This window comes from Microbulbifer sp. ALW1, from assembly GCF_009903625.1.
In the GTDB taxonomy this organism is placed as follows: Bacteria; Pseudomonadota; Gammaproteobacteria; order Pseudomonadales; family Cellvibrionaceae; genus Microbulbifer.
In genome coordinates this window covers 1,879,148-1,894,737 of the sequence record NZ_CP047569.1, presented here as the reverse complement: position 1 = coordinate 1,894,737, position 15,590 = coordinate 1,879,148, and the positions used below count along the sequence as shown (strand labels likewise).

Annotated in this window: 12 protein-coding genes; 7 read left to right on the top strand and 5 right to left on the bottom strand. The window is 56.4% G+C overall.

The features are described 5' to 3' along the window. The first annotated feature begins 86 nt into the window (after nucleotides 1–86). Genes GRX76_RS07695 through GRX76_RS07685 form a run of 3 tightly spaced genes read left to right on the top strand, consistent with a single transcriptional unit; the run spans nucleotide 87 to nucleotide 1,858 of the window. Nucleotides 87–347 carry a YkoF family thiamine/hydroxymethylpyrimidine-binding protein gene (locus GRX76_RS07695; protein ID WP_160152771.1) on the top strand — a complete coding sequence of 87 codons (261 nt, stop codon included), beginning with the start codon at nucleotides 87–89 and terminating at the stop codon, nucleotides 345–347. A gap of 3 nt (nucleotides 348–350) precedes the next feature. After that, nucleotides 351–989 carry a nicotinamide riboside transporter PnuC gene (gene pnuC / locus GRX76_RS07690; RefSeq protein ID WP_160152770.1) on the top strand — a complete coding sequence of 213 codons (639 nt, stop codon included), beginning with the start codon at nucleotides 351–353 and terminating at the stop codon, nucleotides 987–989. Next, nucleotides 986–1,858, top strand: coding sequence for a choline kinase family protein (locus GRX76_RS07685; RefSeq protein WP_160152769.1), 873 nt, complete (start codon nucleotides 986–988; stop codon nucleotides 1,856–1,858). Before pnuC ends, GRX76_RS07685 begins: the two co-directional genes overlap by 4 nt. 38 nt (nucleotides 1,859–1,896) lie before the next feature. Here GRX76_RS07685 and GRX76_RS07680 read toward each other — a convergent pair whose 3' ends face one another. From GRX76_RS07680 to GRX76_RS07670, 3 genes are all read right to left on the bottom strand, one after another. Beyond that, nucleotides 1,897–3,126 carry a HAMP domain-containing sensor histidine kinase gene (locus tag GRX76_RS07680; RefSeq protein ID WP_201276938.1) on the bottom strand — a complete coding sequence of 410 codons (1,230 nt, stop codon included), beginning with the start codon at nucleotides 3,124–3,126 and terminating at the stop codon, nucleotides 1,897–1,899. After that, a complete protein-coding gene (locus GRX76_RS07675; protein ID WP_201276981.1) occupies nucleotides 3,126–3,803 on the bottom strand; it encodes a response regulator transcription factor in 678 nt (225 codons plus the stop codon). The genes GRX76_RS07680 and GRX76_RS07675 overlap by 1 nt, the downstream gene beginning before the upstream one ends. 95 nt (nucleotides 3,804–3,898) lie before the next feature. After that, entirely contained in the window at nucleotides 3,899–6,280 is a 2,382-nt protein-coding gene (locus GRX76_RS07670) for a TonB-dependent receptor (protein WP_160152767.1), read from the bottom strand. Nucleotides 6,281–6,550: 270 nt separating this feature from the next. Here GRX76_RS07670 and GRX76_RS07665 point away from each other — a divergent pair, with 270 nt between their 5' ends. From GRX76_RS07665 to GRX76_RS07650, 4 genes are all read left to right on the top strand, one after another. Beyond that, nucleotides 6,551–7,333 carry an OmpW family protein gene (locus GRX76_RS07665; protein ID WP_160152766.1) on the top strand — a complete coding sequence of 261 codons (783 nt, stop codon included), beginning with the start codon at nucleotides 6,551–6,553 and terminating at the stop codon, nucleotides 7,331–7,333. Nucleotides 7,334–7,556: 223 nt separating this feature from the next. After that, the gene (locus tag GRX76_RS07660; RefSeq protein ID WP_160152765.1) at nucleotides 7,557–8,786 is read left to right on the top strand and encodes a helix-turn-helix domain-containing protein; all 1,230 of its coding nucleotides are present in this window, start codon (nucleotides 7,557–7,559) and stop codon (nucleotides 8,784–8,786) included. A gap of 185 nt (nucleotides 8,787–8,971) precedes the next feature. Continuing rightward, nucleotides 8,972–11,224, top strand: a complete 2,253-nt coding sequence (locus tag GRX76_RS07655) for a TonB-dependent receptor (protein ID WP_160152764.1) — start codon at nucleotides 8,972–8,974, stop codon at nucleotides 11,222–11,224. A gap of 207 nt (nucleotides 11,225–11,431) precedes the next feature. After that, nucleotides 11,432–12,928, top strand: coding sequence for a M20 family peptidase (locus GRX76_RS07650; protein ID WP_160152763.1), 1,497 nt, complete (start codon nucleotides 11,432–11,434; stop codon nucleotides 12,926–12,928). A 50-nt stretch (nucleotides 12,929–12,978) separates the two neighbouring features. On the opposite strand, the gene GRX76_RS07645 is transcribed toward GRX76_RS07650, so the two are convergent. Beyond that, a complete protein-coding gene (locus tag GRX76_RS07645; protein ID WP_160152762.1) occupies nucleotides 12,979–14,148 on the bottom strand; it encodes an iron-containing alcohol dehydrogenase in 1,170 nt (389 codons plus the stop codon). Between the two features lie 8 nt (nucleotides 14,149–14,156). After that, nucleotides 14,157–15,554 (bottom strand): aldehyde dehydrogenase family protein, encoded by a 1,398-nt coding sequence (locus tag GRX76_RS07640; RefSeq protein WP_160152761.1) that lies wholly within the window; start codon nucleotides 15,552–15,554, stop codon nucleotides 14,157–14,159. Nucleotides 15,555–15,590: the final 36 nt, after the last annotated feature.

Below are 15,590 nucleotides of genomic sequence, written 5' to 3'. Positions count from 1 at the left end.
ACGGCGTGTCGCGCAAAGGTATACCCGGTATCGGTACCGCCTCGCACAAGTTCAATGGAACGCCCCTATAACTCAAGAGATTTGATATGCAACTCTCCGTAGATATCAGCATGTACCCGCTGAAAGACGAGTACATTCCGGCCATCAAGGATTTTATCCAGCGTCTGAACGAACAGCCGCAGCTGCAGGTAATCTCCAACACCATGAGCACCCAGGTATTCGGTGATTACGATGTGGTGATGGATGTCCTGAAAGCGGAAATGCGCAAATCCTGGGAGCAGTTCGGACGCGCGATCTTCGTGTGCAAATTTATCGACGGCGACCTGAACCCCAACATTGGACTCTGATCCATGTTCTCCCCGGAAATCCGCGAAGCCATCGCCACCGCCTACGCCGCCATGACCCTGTGGGAACTGGCAGCGGTGGTACTGGCGCTGACCTATCTGCTGCTGGCAATGCGGGAAAATATCCTGTGCTGGTACGCAGCCTTTGCCAGTACTGCCATCTACCTGTTCCTGTTCTGGGACGTCAGCCTGTTGATGGAATCGGCGCTACAGATTTTTTATCTGGTGATTGCCGTGTACGGCTGGTGGCAGTGGCGACACCGCAATAAAGAAGGTGAAAAGCTGCATATCCACCGCTGGTCCGCCGCCATGCATTTCTCTGCATTTACGGGAGTGGGCGTACTCACCCTGATATTTGGTTACGTACTGGATAACTACACCAGCGCCGCCCTGCCTTACCTGGACTCCTTCACTACCTGGGGTGCCGTGGTAACCACCTATATGGTCACCCGCAAGGTACTGGAAAACTGGCTTTACTGGATCGTCATCGACGGTGCCGCGATTTATCTGTATATCGACCGCGAGCTGTATCTCACAGCACTGCTGTTTGTGCTGTACGTGATCCTGGTCATTATCGGATTTTTCCAGTGGTATGCGCTGTACCAAAAACAAACTGGCAGCCAGGAACAGACGGTTACCGCATGAACCAGAGCGTCGAACATCTCATTGCCAACGAGTGGCAACGATGGAGTGACAGACCGCCCAAACTGATTCGCTCGCTGGAAGGCGGGCTCACCAACCGCAGCTTTCTGATTGATGCGGGCGATAAAACGCTGGTACTGCGCATTAACGCTCCCAACTCCCTTGCGCTTGATCTCAACCGCGCCGCCGAGGCAGAGGCACTGCAGCAAGCGAGTCCGAAAGACCTGTGTGCACCGCTGGTGTATGTGGATCCGGCTCACCGCTACCTGCTGACCCAGTTTGTCGACGGCGCGCCGCTGGATATCAACCAGCCCCAGGCTTTTGCCCAACTCGCGCAATTGCTACAGCAGATTCACCAGCTGCCGCCGATTTCCGTGCAACTGGATATTGCCGACAAGGCGAACCGCTACTGGCAGTGCATCGACAGAAATACGGATTTCTTCCCGGTGCTGGCCCAGCTACACCAATTAATGGAACTGCAGCTTAAGCAAAGCAGCACATGCCCAGAAAGCTATCGGCTTTGCCATAACGACCTGCTGCCCAACAACCTGCTAAAGGATATCTCCGGCCAGCTCCGGGCCATAGACTGGGAATACGCCGCGTGCGGCGACCCCTTCTTTGACCTTGCGACAGTAACCGTGGGATACGATCTGGATCGGCAACAGCAGCGGACACTACTCACCGAATACTTGCTGCGGCCAGCGTGTGAAGCCGACCTGACCAGACTGGACCACTGGAAGCGAACTTACCGCTACCTTTCCGTGCTCTGGTATGCGGTCCAATTCTCCCATTCCCCCGAAAGTGCCTCACCGCAGATCGAGCAATCTGCGCTGGACACAGAAATCACTGAACTGCTGGCGAGTTTTTATTAGGCTTTCAGTTAGACTATCAGTGTTGCGGTCTGCCCTCGTCACCACGAAAGGCGGGCCGCTACACGCGCCTCATCAGCGTGCAAAGAAAACGACCAGCCATTGCGTTCACACAGCCGTTGAACGATACCCAGACCCAGCCCATATCCTTGAGACGACGCCTCGGTCGTTGTGTGCCGCTCACTAGCTTCACTACTGACCTGATTGGTGACGAACAGCGCGCGCTCTCTGATGTGAATCGTGATCGGCCCCTGTCCGTCTAGCGTGTGCTGAAATGCATTTCGCACCAGATTATTGACCGCGATAGAAAAAGCCTGGGAATGTCCGCAGGCGATGGGTTTTGATAAATCATCGATTTCAACATCGACGAACTTGCCGTTCAACAGGTGGCGCTGCTGATCTATCGCCTGGCTTACCAGCGGCATCACTAAAAACTGCTCGTCATACAACCCATTGTCGGTTTCGCGAGCGAGGCACAAGAACATTTCAATCGTGGCTTTCATTTCGAGCGCCGCGCACCGCACTCGATCTACCGCCTTACTATCGGTCGCCGACAGATCACTTTCTTCCAACAGCTCAAGCGCGCCCAGTATCACGGTGACCGGCGTTCGCAACTCATGACTGGCTGAACCGGTAAAGTATCGCTCCCTCTCAACAAATTCGCTGATCCGCTCAAGCGTCTTCTCAATGGTCCTGGCGAGTACGCCAACCTCATCATCGCCAAACCGGCTGGACTCTATGCGTTTATAATCCTCGGCCGATAGCTTTTCCGGGTCGATGTCCGCAACCACGTTCGCGAGTTGCACAACAGGGGCGACAGCTCTACGCATCACCACAACACCCAGCCCGAAACCTAGCGCACCGAGCGCCCCCACGACCCCGGTGATCACGAGCAGCCACCACCAATCCTCTGAAGATGCAGCCTCAATACCGGCAACGTCAAAAACTACAAATGCACGTCGCTGTGCGTTGTCGGCAGCTATTACCGCGACATGCAGCTCCTCGGTATCGAATTCATACAACCCTTCATCGGGGTTTGTCTGCGCCCATTCCCGTAGTGATTCCGGCAAGCTAGCAACCTCATCGTATCCGCGAAGGTTCAGTGACAGGGAGGGATAGCTTTCGGCGGCGCGCTGCAGCTGATGCGCCAAGACATGGTCTTCGCTCAACCGGATTGCAGAAAAGAACGCGAACCCCCAGACCACACTAAGTACAGCAACACACATCGCAAAGGCAATGGCGACACGCTTGCGTAAACTGTACTTGTACATTATTGAGCGTCCTCTGCAATGCGATAGCCGATACGATGCACCGTATGGATCAGCGGGCGATCAAACGGTCGATCGATCGCCTGCCGCAGCTTGTACATGTGCGAGCGAAGCGCATCACCATCGGGGCGCTCATCCGCCCACAGCAAGGATTCGAGATCATCGCGAACCACAACAGACGGCGCCACTTCCATCAATCTCTGCAGTAGCCGCATACCAGCAGGTGTGAGATCGATGTGTAACCCCGCGCGATGCACTTGCAGCGTAGACCGATTCAGAGTCAGGTCCCCTACCGTTAACAGATTAGCGGTTTTACCGCGACTACGTTTGAACAGCGCCTGCAGTCGCGCATGCAGCTCTTGTAATGCGAACGGTTTGATCAGATAGTCATCCGCCCCCGCTTCGAATCCCTTGAGCTTATCGTCCAGCGTATCTCTCGCAGTCAGCATAAGCACGGGCGTGTCTAATTGAGCATCCGCTCGCAGCTTTTGACAGAAACTCAGGCCATCCATCCCAGGAAGCTTCAGGTCGAGAACAATAACATCGAACGTATTGGTCAACGCCAGGTGCATAGCGCTGATACCGTCATAGGCAAAATCCATAACATAGTTATACCTTTCAAGATACGCGGCAATATTCTCGCAAATGCCGCGGCTATCTTCGACGATCAACACTCTAATCGGCGCCGCACCAAGCGCATGTACCATCTACTGTTCCCCATTACCAAATACGATTTACCAGGCCTGATTACCACGCCTGATTTACCAGGCACTATCTACCAGGCATAGTCCAACCGCAGGCCAATAAGCGGCTCGGCTTCACTATCATCGTGTACTACAACTCCCCGGCGGTAGTCAAACTCAGACTCATCGCTCGACGACGCGGCCGTTACGTTGATGACATCGAGAAAGGCGGTTACATCGATGGGACCGAATGCACGCCGGTAGTCAACACGAACGTTCAACGAACCGGCTCCACTGGTGCGGCCGACATTCCGCTCAATGATCTCCTTCGAGTAGCGTAGAGGCTGCCCTACTCCCAAGACGTCTGAGTGGATAATAAACAGATCATCTGGCGTACCGGAAAGGTATTTGTAGCGCCCGGCGACTTTCCAGCGGCTGCTGATTTCCCAGGTCAGGCCCAGGGTAGCAACATGCTCGCGGCTGAAGTCAGCGGCAACGTCACCGCGCCCGTCTTTGCGGTCGACTACCGCATCGTTGTACGAATAGGTTGCGGTAGCGTAAATATCCTCGCGGATCATACCGTTGGCCACAACATCGACCCCGTAGGATGTGCCGTCACCAATGTTGGCAAAGGTCCCGCTTGCCCGGTCAAGGTCTACCACCAGGTTGTCGAGGTTTTGATAATAGGCTTCCGTCAACACCGACCAGTTGCTGTTCGGGAAGTATTCATAACCGATACTGGCATGGGTAATTTCTTCATTCTCAAGAGCGTTCGATTCGTTCGCGGCCAGCTCCAAAAATCGTGGTGACTGGTGGAACAGTCCAGCCGTTGCAAAATATCGAACCTTTGCACTCGGCCGCCAATTGGCACTAAACCTAGGCGACGCCAAGCTCTGATCGGCAAAACCGTCACGTTCAAACCGCATGCCGGTGCGGATATCCCAATCGCCATGTTGAAACAGTTGCTCAACGTAACCGGCGTAGTTGGTCTCTTTCTGAACGAGCGAAGAGTTGATGCCGTCGGGAGTCAGCACAATAAAGCGCTGATCGGGGTCTGGCCTGAAATCATCGTCGTCGTAGGTATATCGGATCCAATCACCATCGAGGACGGTGTTATAGTCCAGTTCAATCTGCGTGACGCGAGTACCGGCACTGAACACGCCCCATTGGTTTACCGTCTCGAAGTCACTGCGCCAGCCGATCTCTGTCTCGGCCTCACCGATAGTGGTGATGTCTTGCCGCACGGGAAAGCTGGACGCAGGCGATCCCTCAGGTACGAGATCAGGAAATGATTCCCCCTCTGAACTGACCTTGTCGCTGGTGCGGTAGTACACCTTGTTGGTCCAGACAGCGTCTTCTCCGACCAGAGAGCGCAACGTCATACCGTACAAATCACTATCCTGTTCGGAATCCTGAAGTGACGCATCTTCGAAATTGGGCGACGCAAACACGTGGGTTACGCCGCGGGTATAGTCCTCGTGCGTATCCATCAACAGAATTTCGAAGGTGTGGTTCTGGTTGAGGGGTATGACCGACTTTACGATCACGTCTCTCAAGACCGGCTCACCGATATCGAGCTCTTCGATCGTTTCAAACAAAGCGCCGAAATCCAGCCGTCGAGCAGAAACGAGTAAGGTAGAGTCTTCAGTGATACCGGTAGGACCGTCATAACCAATTTCATAGCCCGCAAGGTCGTAGCGGAAACTGGCGGAAGGGCTGGGATTGCCGTCGGCAACTTCCAGCTTGAGTAGCGATGCCGCCCGGCCGCCATAAGCCGCACTCCACCCGCCCGGTGAAAACTCGGCACCGCCAATTACATTCGGTGCGAAAATCGAGAAACGGCCGCCACCACCGACATCCTCCTCTTCACCCAGCGTCGCATCAAAGTGCACCGCTTTATCAAAGGGAAAGTCATCGACGAATATCAGATTATCCCGGGGGCCACGGCCGCGTACGCTGAAGCTCGCGAACTCACTGGCGGATGCCAGGCCCGGTAAACCGTCCAGCGAAAGGAGAGGATCTGCGCCGCCACCAACAGCACTGCGCAACGCTTCTCGATCGAGGTAGGTGCTGTTAGCGGCTAATGCTTCCGCCTGCTGTGCCCGCACCTCCACTTCTTCAAGTGCCTGCGCGCCAAGTTCGAGTTCGACCTTGACGTTTTTGCGCGTAACCACGCGGATACTTGGCTCATACAGGGAATTGAACCCACCTTTGGCTACGCTCACCGAGTAGAGGCCGGGGTCGAGCTGGTCAATGACGATGCGACCTTGTGCATCCGTCTGTACAGATCGCGTGGTATTGGTTTCCCGTTCCTCAAGGGTGATCTGCACGGATGAGAGCGGACGGTCGGTATACTGGTCCTTGACGATGAAGGTCAGTGCACCGGGCGCCTCTGCTGCGTGGGTTATAAGCGGAGTTCCCATCAACAGCGCCGAAAGAGTAAACCACGATACCTGTCTCAACTGCCTGCTCATATTGCTATTCCCTTTGTTATACCTTTTTCGTCCCGACAACAATCTACCGTTTTTATTTGGTGAAACGCTGGGAGGTTAGCAACGCAGATGTGACTAAAATGTCGCTGAGATGTGAAAGCACCATCAAAGCCCGGTTGTCTGCCGCCGGTTTAACGCAAAGGTAATACCGGTACCTTGCTATTTGGCACGTAAAGTCAGTTGTTTTTCACTTAAGTCAAAAATGGGTGTATTACACTTTTTATTCAACGGGTATATATGGAGTTACCTTGAATGAAACGGATATTAAAATTTTCACCCATCCTGGCACCGCTGGCATTGGCGTTTAGTAGTACTGTGTCGGCCAACCCCCTCGGCTTGACCGAGCCACAGGACTTTATTGTCCGTGTTGGCGGATACTACATTTCCCCCGGGGAAGACGAAGTTAGCTTTGTCGACGATTCCTTCCAATTTTTCGATGCGTTTCGCTCTACGGTTGATCCAGGTTCCGAGTGGGGCTGGTCTATCAACTTCGAGTGGCAACCTGTAGAGCACTGGGGTATCGAGCTTGGCTATATGAACGGCGACAACCATACCAGCAGTCACGCTGACAGGTTTTTTTCGCCGGATTTCGAAGATGTCGAATTTCGTGATGTAGCCATTTTTAGTGCCGATATCAGTACCGCAAGCCTTAAGTTCTATCCCCTGGATGAAACCTGCATGGTTCAGCCCTATATAGGCGGTGGAATTAGCTATACCGACTTCAGTGAACGCCGCCTTAGGCGTGTACTGCGAGACGACCTGGCTGAATTTGATCTTCGCGGCAATTTCGATATGGGACATTCTTGGGGCTATACCTGGCAAGCGGGTATGGATTTCAATTTCGGACGCGGTAGTGCCTGGCTGGTAAATGTGGCCGCGATTTACGCACAATCCGACACGGATATGAGGCTACAGATTTTTGATGATGTACCGCCGCCCCCGGATGTAGATCCCATTTTCGAGTCCTATTCCGGCGACTACAGCTATGATCCATGGATGTTCAACCTGTCAGTAGGGTACAAATTCTCCTTCTGACACTCTGAATTCGGCAGATTATATTGGGCGCTTCGGCGCCCTTTTTTTGGGGGATGGGAAATGCCGGCGGATTGAAGATGGCTGACGTACCGGCCAAACAGTGCAGACTCAGCACCGCGCAACTCCCGAAGAAACCGAAGTGTTGTACGCAGAAATCACTGACCTGCCGGCAACTTTTGATTAATCTTCCGCTTCAGCCAGGCAATCAGACCCATCCGCGCCCATGCTTCTGACCCAAGAGATCACCCTCCACCTGATCACCCTCGTGATTCTGTTCGGCATCGCTACCGGTATCACCCTTGCACTGCTGCTGTTTATGGCACCCTGGGGCAATCGACGTGCCAACCGTTGTCTGGGCACCCTGCTGGTAGTATTCAACCTGGTGGCGCTGGCGTATATCCCACGCCTTGAGGTGGAGGCGTTGCCGGATGCATTTCGCGCGGTATTTGCTCTGCAGCTGCTATTCGGCCCATTGCTCTACTTTTACTGCCGCCTGCTAACCGAGCCCGAATTTCGCTGGCACCCGCGCCACCTGTGGCACCTGATGCCGGCGCTGGTCTCGGCGGGGCTGTGGTTATGGCAGTTGCCGGTGGCCAGCGACGATCTGCTCAATGCCCCGTGTATCAACGATGCAGGCTGTGCCACCAATGAAGTGACCCGCGCGCGCTTTATCCACCGCGCGGCGGCAATGATTTCCCCCATCGTCTACTCAGTCTGGGTGTTGCGCCTGCTGCGCCCCTACCAGCGCCGGGTGATGGAGAGTTATTCCAATATCGATTCGGTAAACCTGCGCTGGCTGCGGGTACTGAGCTACGTCTTTCTCGCCACCGCGGCACTGGCCATCCTGCTGGAGCTGGTCAACTGGCTGGCACCACCCAGCCGCGCGCTGACGCCGGGTCTGCTGCAGGCGCTAGTGCCGCTGTTGCTGAGTGTGTTGTTGGGATGGTTTGGCCTGCAGCAGCGCCATATCCGCTTGACGGTGCAGACGCCTGAAAAGCGGGGAGTTGTACCGGCGACGCATGACGCAGAGCAAGGTGTTTCTGAAGACACAGCTCCAGCCATCAGAAAATCCAGCGTGCGCAATCTCAGCGAGAGCGCCGCAGAGGCCCTCTGGCAGCAGTTGCTGGTCAGCATGGAGCAGCAGAAGCCCTACCTGGAACCGGGCCTGAAAATCGCCCAGCTGGCCAAACGGCTGGATGTACCAGCACACCACCTGTCGGAAACCATCAATGGCCTCGCCGGCCAGTCGTTCTACGATTTCATCAACCAGTACCGGGTAAGCGAGGCCGCGCGCCTTTTGACCGAACCGTCAAATGCACACCTGTCGGTCACGGATATCGGCCTGCAGGCTGGGTTCAACTCTAACTCGACCTTTTTCTCCCAGTTCAAGAAACGCCTTGGGGAGTCACCGAGCCGCTACCGGGCTCGCCACGACAAATCGATAAACGATTGATTTAAAAGGAAAAATAAATCCGGATTCGCAAGTTCGGACTTTCCAACCCGCACGGCGCAGCAAGAATTTTCTCCAAGTTTGCGAGGCCGGACGCCACGCTGGCGCACGACCGCTATAACCCTGACGAGCCCCGGCCTATCCCTGAGCCGCAGGCACCAAAATAAGAAACCCGTCAGGAGAACCACATGCAAAGCCGTCTCGCCGCTCACTTCAATACCCGAGTTGCCGCGCCCCGTGCCTTGGCCGCAGCCATCACCGCCGCAGTGGCAGCCCAGGCAGCGCCCACCGTCTTCGCTGCAGAGCTGGAAGAAGTTACCGTCACCGCGCAGAAACGCGCCGAGCGCATCACCGAGGTACCCATCGCCATCACCAATGTGGGTGCCGAGGCGATCAAGCAGACCGGCGTGCGCCAGGTACAGGAAGTGGCGCAGTTCGTGCCCAACCTGAATATCAGCTCCGGCACCGACTTCACCACCGCGGTGACCATGCGCGGAGTCGGTTCCGCTAGCCGCAATATCGGATTCGATACCCGCGTGGGCGTCTATCTGGATGGGGTCTATCTGGGGCAGTCTCCGGCCATCAACCAGGACCTGGTAGACCTGGAACGCATCGAAGTGCTGCGCGGTCCACAGGGTACCCTGTTCGGCAAGAACACCGTGGCCGGTGCCATCAACCTGATCTCGCAGAAGCCCAGTGACGAATTCTCCGGCAGCATCAGCGCCGAATACGGCAGCATGAATTCCCGCCAGCTGTCCGCCACCATCAACGCTCCCCTGTCCGACAGCCTGTTCGGCAAGATCTCCGTCAACCGCCAGCAGCGCGACGGCTACGTGAAGAACCTGACCACCGGCAACCTCCTGAATGAACAGGATGGCAGCGCCTACCGCGCCCAGCTGATGTATGACGCCGGCGGCAGTTTCAATGCAATCCTGGCACTGGACGGCATGGAGAGCGACCGCCTGTCCACCACCGGCGAAGCCGTCACCAATACTTTCGGTAGTGCACCCGACACTGCCGCACCGGAAAGGCACCAAGTGGCCATGGACGTCGACCCCCGCGAAGAGCGCGAAATCCGCGGTACCGCCCTGACCATGGAATGGAACCTACCCAGCGACTTCACCCTGCGCTCCATCACCGCGTCCCGCGACACGGAAATGACCTACCACAACGACACCGATTACTCCCCTTATCCTCTGGCGGAAATCGAATACATGGACAGCTACGAACAGCTGACCCAGGAATTCCAACTGGTATCGCCCGGCGCGGACGATTTCAACTATGTGGCCGGCCTCTACTTCTACCAACAGGAAGGCAACAGCTTCCGTGAGGTAACGACTTCGGAACTGTTCGAAAATCTACTGGAGCAGCAATATGGGGTTCCCGGCCTGGTAAATCCGGACAGCTCCGTGTACACGGCAGGTACCGTGGATACCAGCAGCATCGCAGCCTACGTGAATGGTTCCTACCAGCTGAGTGACAGCTGGAAGCTGGGTTTCGGCCTGCGCTATTCCGAAGAGCAGAAGGAAGTGGACTGGGCTATCGACGGCAGCAGCGCACCGCTGTTCCGCATCGCCACCGGCGAGGTGCTAGACGATCGCACCGACTCCCACCTGTCGCCGACGCTCAGTATCAACTATGCGCTGGCTGAGGATATGAACACCTACGCGAAATACAGCGGCGGCTTCAAAAGCGGTGGCTACAACCTCGATTTTGTTGCCTCAGGTGACCTGGCTGCGGGCACCGACTTCGACAAGGAAACCGTGGATGCGTTTGAAGTGGGCCTGAAGGGCACCGCTCTGGCCCGTCAGTTCAGTTACAACCTGGCCCTGTTCCGCGCGATCTACCAGGACTACCAGGTAAACCAGTTTGTGGATCTGGGCGATGGCGCCACCTCGATTTCCATTCGCAACGCGGCGGAAGTGGAAACCACCGGCCTCGAGGCGGAGCTTACCTGGCTCGCCAGCGACAACCTCACCATCAACACGTCGCTGGGCCTGCTAAACGCGGAATTCACAAGCTATCCGAACGCGGACGCCAACGGCAGCGACCTTTCCGGCAACAAGCTGCCCAGCGCGCCAGAGACTTCGTTCAATCTGGGCGGCCAGTATTATTTGCCGATCAATAGCATCGGTGCCGACCTGCTGCTGCGCCTGGATTACATCTACCGCGACAGCTTCTACAACACCGCGGAAAATGAAAGCGAGCGCACTCTGGCGAGCGGTGACACGGTTCACTTTGGTGAAGTGGAGGACTATCAACTGGTCAATGCGCGCATCGGTCTGCAAAGCCAGGCGGACACCTGGAACGCGGCTCTGTTCGTGCAAAATCTGACGGATGAGGAATATATGGTGGAAACCCGCCGCGACTTCCTCGGCACCCTGCGCCATTTTTATGGGCTGGAGCGCACTGCGGGTATTGAGGTGGAATACCGGTTCTGATTCCCCCTTATTGAGAACTTGTGTAGGCTTTTCAAAGCCCCTTGTACCGCGCTCCGAATAAATCCCGAGGCGGTACCGCTACCGGGTATAGCTTTGCGAGACCCGGCAGCGGCACCTTCACAGAAAGTTCTGATAAATTTACTGAATCACTATTGAACTCATACGGCCTTAGCAACGCCGGCTTTTCACTGAAGTATGAAATTGACTATGCAAAATAAATTAATCAACCGATGCCTGATTGGTATTGGCATGGCGGTGTTACTGTTAGTAGTGGTACTCGTTATCCGCACGCTCAGTTTTACCGCCCCTCCCCTGGCAAATATTACCCCGGAGCCATTGGACCTCGATGGCCGCGCCATTGCCGGGCGCCTGTCGCAGGCCATCCAGTTTCGCACCGTCTCGGTTCAATTGAACCAGCGTGAAACCCAGCAGCAATATAGAGACTTTGTCGACTGGCTGGCAGCCACTTATCCGGAAGTACATGCGGCCATGCCTCCGAAAAAACTGGGTAAAAAAGAGGGGCAGGAATTTTCGCTGCTGTATACCTGGCCGGGTAAAAATTCGGAGCTGCCTCCAATTTTGATGTCCGCGCACTACGACGTGGTGCCAGTCATTCCCGGTACAGAATACGATTGGCAACACCCCCCCTACGCCGGTGTGGTGGACGATACCCACATCTGGGGCCGCGGCACGCTCGATGACAAAGGTGCGGCCATTGCCCTCATGGAGGCGGCCACCAGTCTGTTAAAACAAGGCTACCAACCGGAAAGGACCGTATATATCAGCCTTACCAGCGACGAGGAAACCGGGGGGAATGGCGGTACTGCGGCGATTGTGGAAACGCTGAAAAACAATGGAACACAGTTGGACTGGAGCCTGGACGAAGGTTCATTCCTGCTGCACGGGTTTATTCCCGGCGTAGAACCCCCAATCGCCAGTATCAATGTGGCAGAAAAAGGTTATCTCACCGTCAAACTCGTCGCACCAGGCAAGGGCGGACACTCGTCCATGCCTCCGGCAGAAACCGCGGTGGATATACTCGCAGGCGCTTTAGTGCGATTGAACCAGAACCCGTTGCCCGGCGGACTAGAGGGGCTCAGCAAAAAGCTGTTCGAGGCCGCCGCCCGCCATATGTCGTTTGAAAAACGCCTGATGTTCGCCAACCAGTGGCTATTCGCACCGGTCATTGAGTCCGCACTGGAACAACAGGCCTCAACCGCTGCCATGCTGCGCACTACCACTGCCGCCACCATGCTCTCGGCGAGCGTAAAGGAAAATGTTTTACCGATCGAGGCCACCGCTACCGTAAACTTCCGCCTGCACCCGCGGGACAGCGTTGACGATGTGCTTGCGCATATCGAATCTGTTATCGACGATGAACGTATTAAGGTTGTGGTACGCCGCGGTGATTCCGCGTCCAAAGTATCCAGCGATGAGGCACAAGGATTTCGCCTGGTGGCCGATACCACACAAGAAGTGTTCGGCTCGGTAATCACGGCACCAGGATTGACCATTGCCGGCACTGACAGCCATCGCTATCAGGAAATTGCCGACAATAACTATCGTTTTAACCCCATGCTGGTGAGCCGCGAGGATGTGCACGGATTCCACGGCACCAATGAGCGCATCAGTATCGACAATATGGTGAAGGCAACGGGTTTTTATCAGGCCCTGATTCGCAACGCGAATTTACACCCGCAATAACGCAGTATCGCGAAAAACGATGCGCGTTGCTGCCGGCAACGCGCTTCACCTCACAGGTCCCCACGACAAGCGTTCAAAAAGATTCCGCGGTAATCATCGACGTCAAATGCCAACGGATTACTTGGTGCAGATGGATCTACCGAGGCCATCTGTGCGACCTGGTCCGCGTCCTCCTCGCCAATGCCGATTTCTGCCAGGGTATGCGGAATGCCGAAGTCCCGCCGCAGGAATAGTACCCAGTCCAGCACGCCGGCAAATCCTGCCGTTGGCAGAGCGAGATAGCGCGACAGCCGGCTCATGGGCTCTTCAATCGCCGAGCGGTTGGTACTCAGCACGTAGGGCATCAATATCGCGTTCAGCAGTCCGTGGTGTTTGTCATAGAGGGCACCGAGTGGATGCGCCAGCGCGTGCATGGCACCGAGTCCGCGCTGAAATGCCGTGGCGCCCATGCTGGAGGCCACCAGCATCTGCATGCGCGCGTCGAGATCATTGCCGTCGGCTACCGCGCGCGGCAGGTAAATATTAATCAGGCGCATGGCCTCCAGCGCAATGCCTTCCGCCATGGGGTGAAAGTTAGTCGCACAAAAGGCCTCCAGGTTGTGCGACAGCGCATCCATACCCGTCGCCGCGGTAATTGGCGCAGGCAGCCCTATGGTCAACTCCGGATCCAGCAGCACGATTTCCGGCAGCATACGCGGATGAAAAATGATTTTTTTCAGCTTGGCATTTTCGTCGGTAATGACAGACGAACGCCCCACTTCCGAGCCGGTGCCGGCAGTGGTGGGGACGGCAATCACCGGCATCATGCCGTGGGTGTTTACCTTCAGATAATTGTCTCCCACATCCTCAAACTCCCAGATGGGATGCGTCTGCCCCACCATCAGTGCGATGGCTTTACCCGCGTCCAGAGCCGAGCCACCGCCCAGGGCAATGACCCCGTCACAGCCATGCGCCTTGAACACCGCAACACCGTCACTCACATTGTTGCCGGTGGGGTTGCCTTTAATTTCACTGAACACCGCGAGCGGCACGCCGGCCACCAGACAGTTTTCCACCACCGCCTGTACCATCGGCAGCGCCACCAGTCCCGGGTCGGTGACCAGCATGGGGGTTGCCATACCCATTTCCCGGCACAGTTGCGGCAGTTCGCGCACTCGGCCAGGGCCCACACGCATGGCCGTGGGATAATTCCAGTTGGTGAAATACGGACTTTTCGACATGGTGGCTATCAGGGTTTGAGTTTGAAGTGAAAGGATTTCGGGCGGGTCAGATGTTCGAATCCAATGCCTGACAGGGTACAACCGCGACCGGAATTTTTGACACCGGTCCACGCCAGCGCGGGGTCCAGGTAATCACAGCGATTCAAGAACACAGTGCCGGTACGCAACTGCTCTCCCAGTGCCAGCGCGGTCTCCACATCCGCCGAGTAGATGGCCGCAGTGAGGCCGTATTCGCTGTCATTCATGAGTGCCAGTGCTTCGGCATCGTCTGCCACCGGCATCACCCCCAGCACCGGACCGAAGGATTCCTCGTTCATGACCCGCATGGTGTGATCGACGCCGGTGAGCAGCTGTGGCGCCAGATAAGCGCTGCCGCGCTGATCCAGTTCGAAATCGCCGCCGTCGATATGCGCCTGTGCTCCCTGCGCAACCGCCTCGTCGATCTGGTCCCGTACAAAGTCCGCGGCACTGGCACGCACCAAGGGGCCGAGAGTAGTGCTTTCATCGTCCGGGCGACCAAGACGGTATTTACGGATCAGCGCCGCCGCCCGCTGAACAAATTCAGCAAACAAAGTCTGGTGCACATACAAGCGTTCGATTCCGCAGCAGGACTGGCCGGAATTGAAGAAGGCCCCGTCGACCACCGAGGCCACCGCATATTCCAGGTCGGTGTCGGCGCGCACATACGCCGGGTCTTTGCCACCCAGTTCAAGTCCGACTGAAAGAAAGCGCCCCGCCGCCGCCGTTTCCACGGCGGCCCCGCCGCCCACGGAGCCGGTAAAGGCCACATGTTGCACACCGCCGTTGATAATCACCTGTTCCGCATCGCGGTGATCCAGGTGCAGGTACTGGAAAATCCCCGGGGGTAATCCCACTTCCGTAAACGCCTCCACCAAGCGCTCGGCACAAAGTGGCGTCTGTGCCGAGTGTTTCAGGATTACGCTGTTTCCCGCCAACAGTGATGGCACCACCGCATTGATGGCGGTGAGATAGGGGTAGTTCCAGGGTGCGATGACAAAACTGGTACCCAGCGGCTCACGGCGGATAAAGCGCTTGAAGCCCGGCTTTTCCGGCAATGGAATGTCGCGCAGCGGGCCGCCGATGGCCTCGGCCAGATCCGCCATGGTCAGTGCGCGCTCGGCAAGGCCGTCGATTTCACCTCCGGCGAATTGAATGGGGCGGCCCATCTGCCAGCAGATTTCCTCCGCCAGCTGTGCTCTTCTTTGTTGCAGGTGTTTAACCGCCGCACGTACCAGCGTCGCGCGCTCGGCAACGGGCACCTGTTTCCAGCCAGGCTGGGCGCCCTCGGCACGACTCAGCGCATTCTGGATTTCATATTCCGTGGCCAGCGGGCGCTCGACGTAAACACTATTGTCGATCGGGGAAATGCACTGGAGTTTTTGCATAAACGTTTTGGCTTCAGAGAATGTCGCAGTCGCTAT

Bases quoted from the DNA above. Each gene is read 5' to 3' on its own strand.
- GRX76_RS07670 (WP_160152767.1), bottom strand. From the start codon at position 6,280: ATGAGCAGGCAGTTGAGACAGGTATCGTGGTTTACTCTTTCGGCGCTG.
- pnuC (WP_160152770.1), top strand. From the start codon at position 351: ATGTTCTCCCCGGAAATCCGCGAAGCCATCGCCACCGCCTACGCCGCC.
- GRX76_RS07695 (WP_160152771.1), top strand. From the start codon at position 87: ATGCAACTCTCCGTAGATATCAGCATGTACCCGCTGAAAGACGAGTAC.
- GRX76_RS07665 (WP_160152766.1), top strand. From the start codon at position 6,551: ATGAAACGGATATTAAAATTTTCACCCATCCTGGCACCGCTGGCATTG.
- GRX76_RS07640 (WP_160152761.1), bottom strand. From the start codon at position 15,554: ATGCAAAAACTCCAGTGCATTTCCCCGATCGACAATAGTGTTTACGTC.
- GRX76_RS07645 (WP_160152762.1), bottom strand. From the start codon at position 14,148: ATGTCGAAAAGTCCGTATTTCACCAACTGGAATTATCCCACGGCCATG.
- GRX76_RS07680 (WP_201276938.1), bottom strand. From the start codon at position 3,126: ATGTACAAGTACAGTTTACGCAAGCGTGTCGCCATTGCCTTTGCGATG.
- GRX76_RS07660 (WP_160152765.1), top strand. From the start codon at position 7,557: ATGCTTCTGACCCAAGAGATCACCCTCCACCTGATCACCCTCGTGATT.
- GRX76_RS07655 (WP_160152764.1), top strand. From the start codon at position 8,972: ATGCAAAGCCGTCTCGCCGCTCACTTCAATACCCGAGTTGCCGCGCCC.
- GRX76_RS07650 (WP_160152763.1), top strand. From the start codon at position 11,432: ATGCAAAATAAATTAATCAACCGATGCCTGATTGGTATTGGCATGGCG.
- GRX76_RS07685 (WP_160152769.1), top strand. From the start codon at position 986: ATGAACCAGAGCGTCGAACATCTCATTGCCAACGAGTGGCAACGATGG.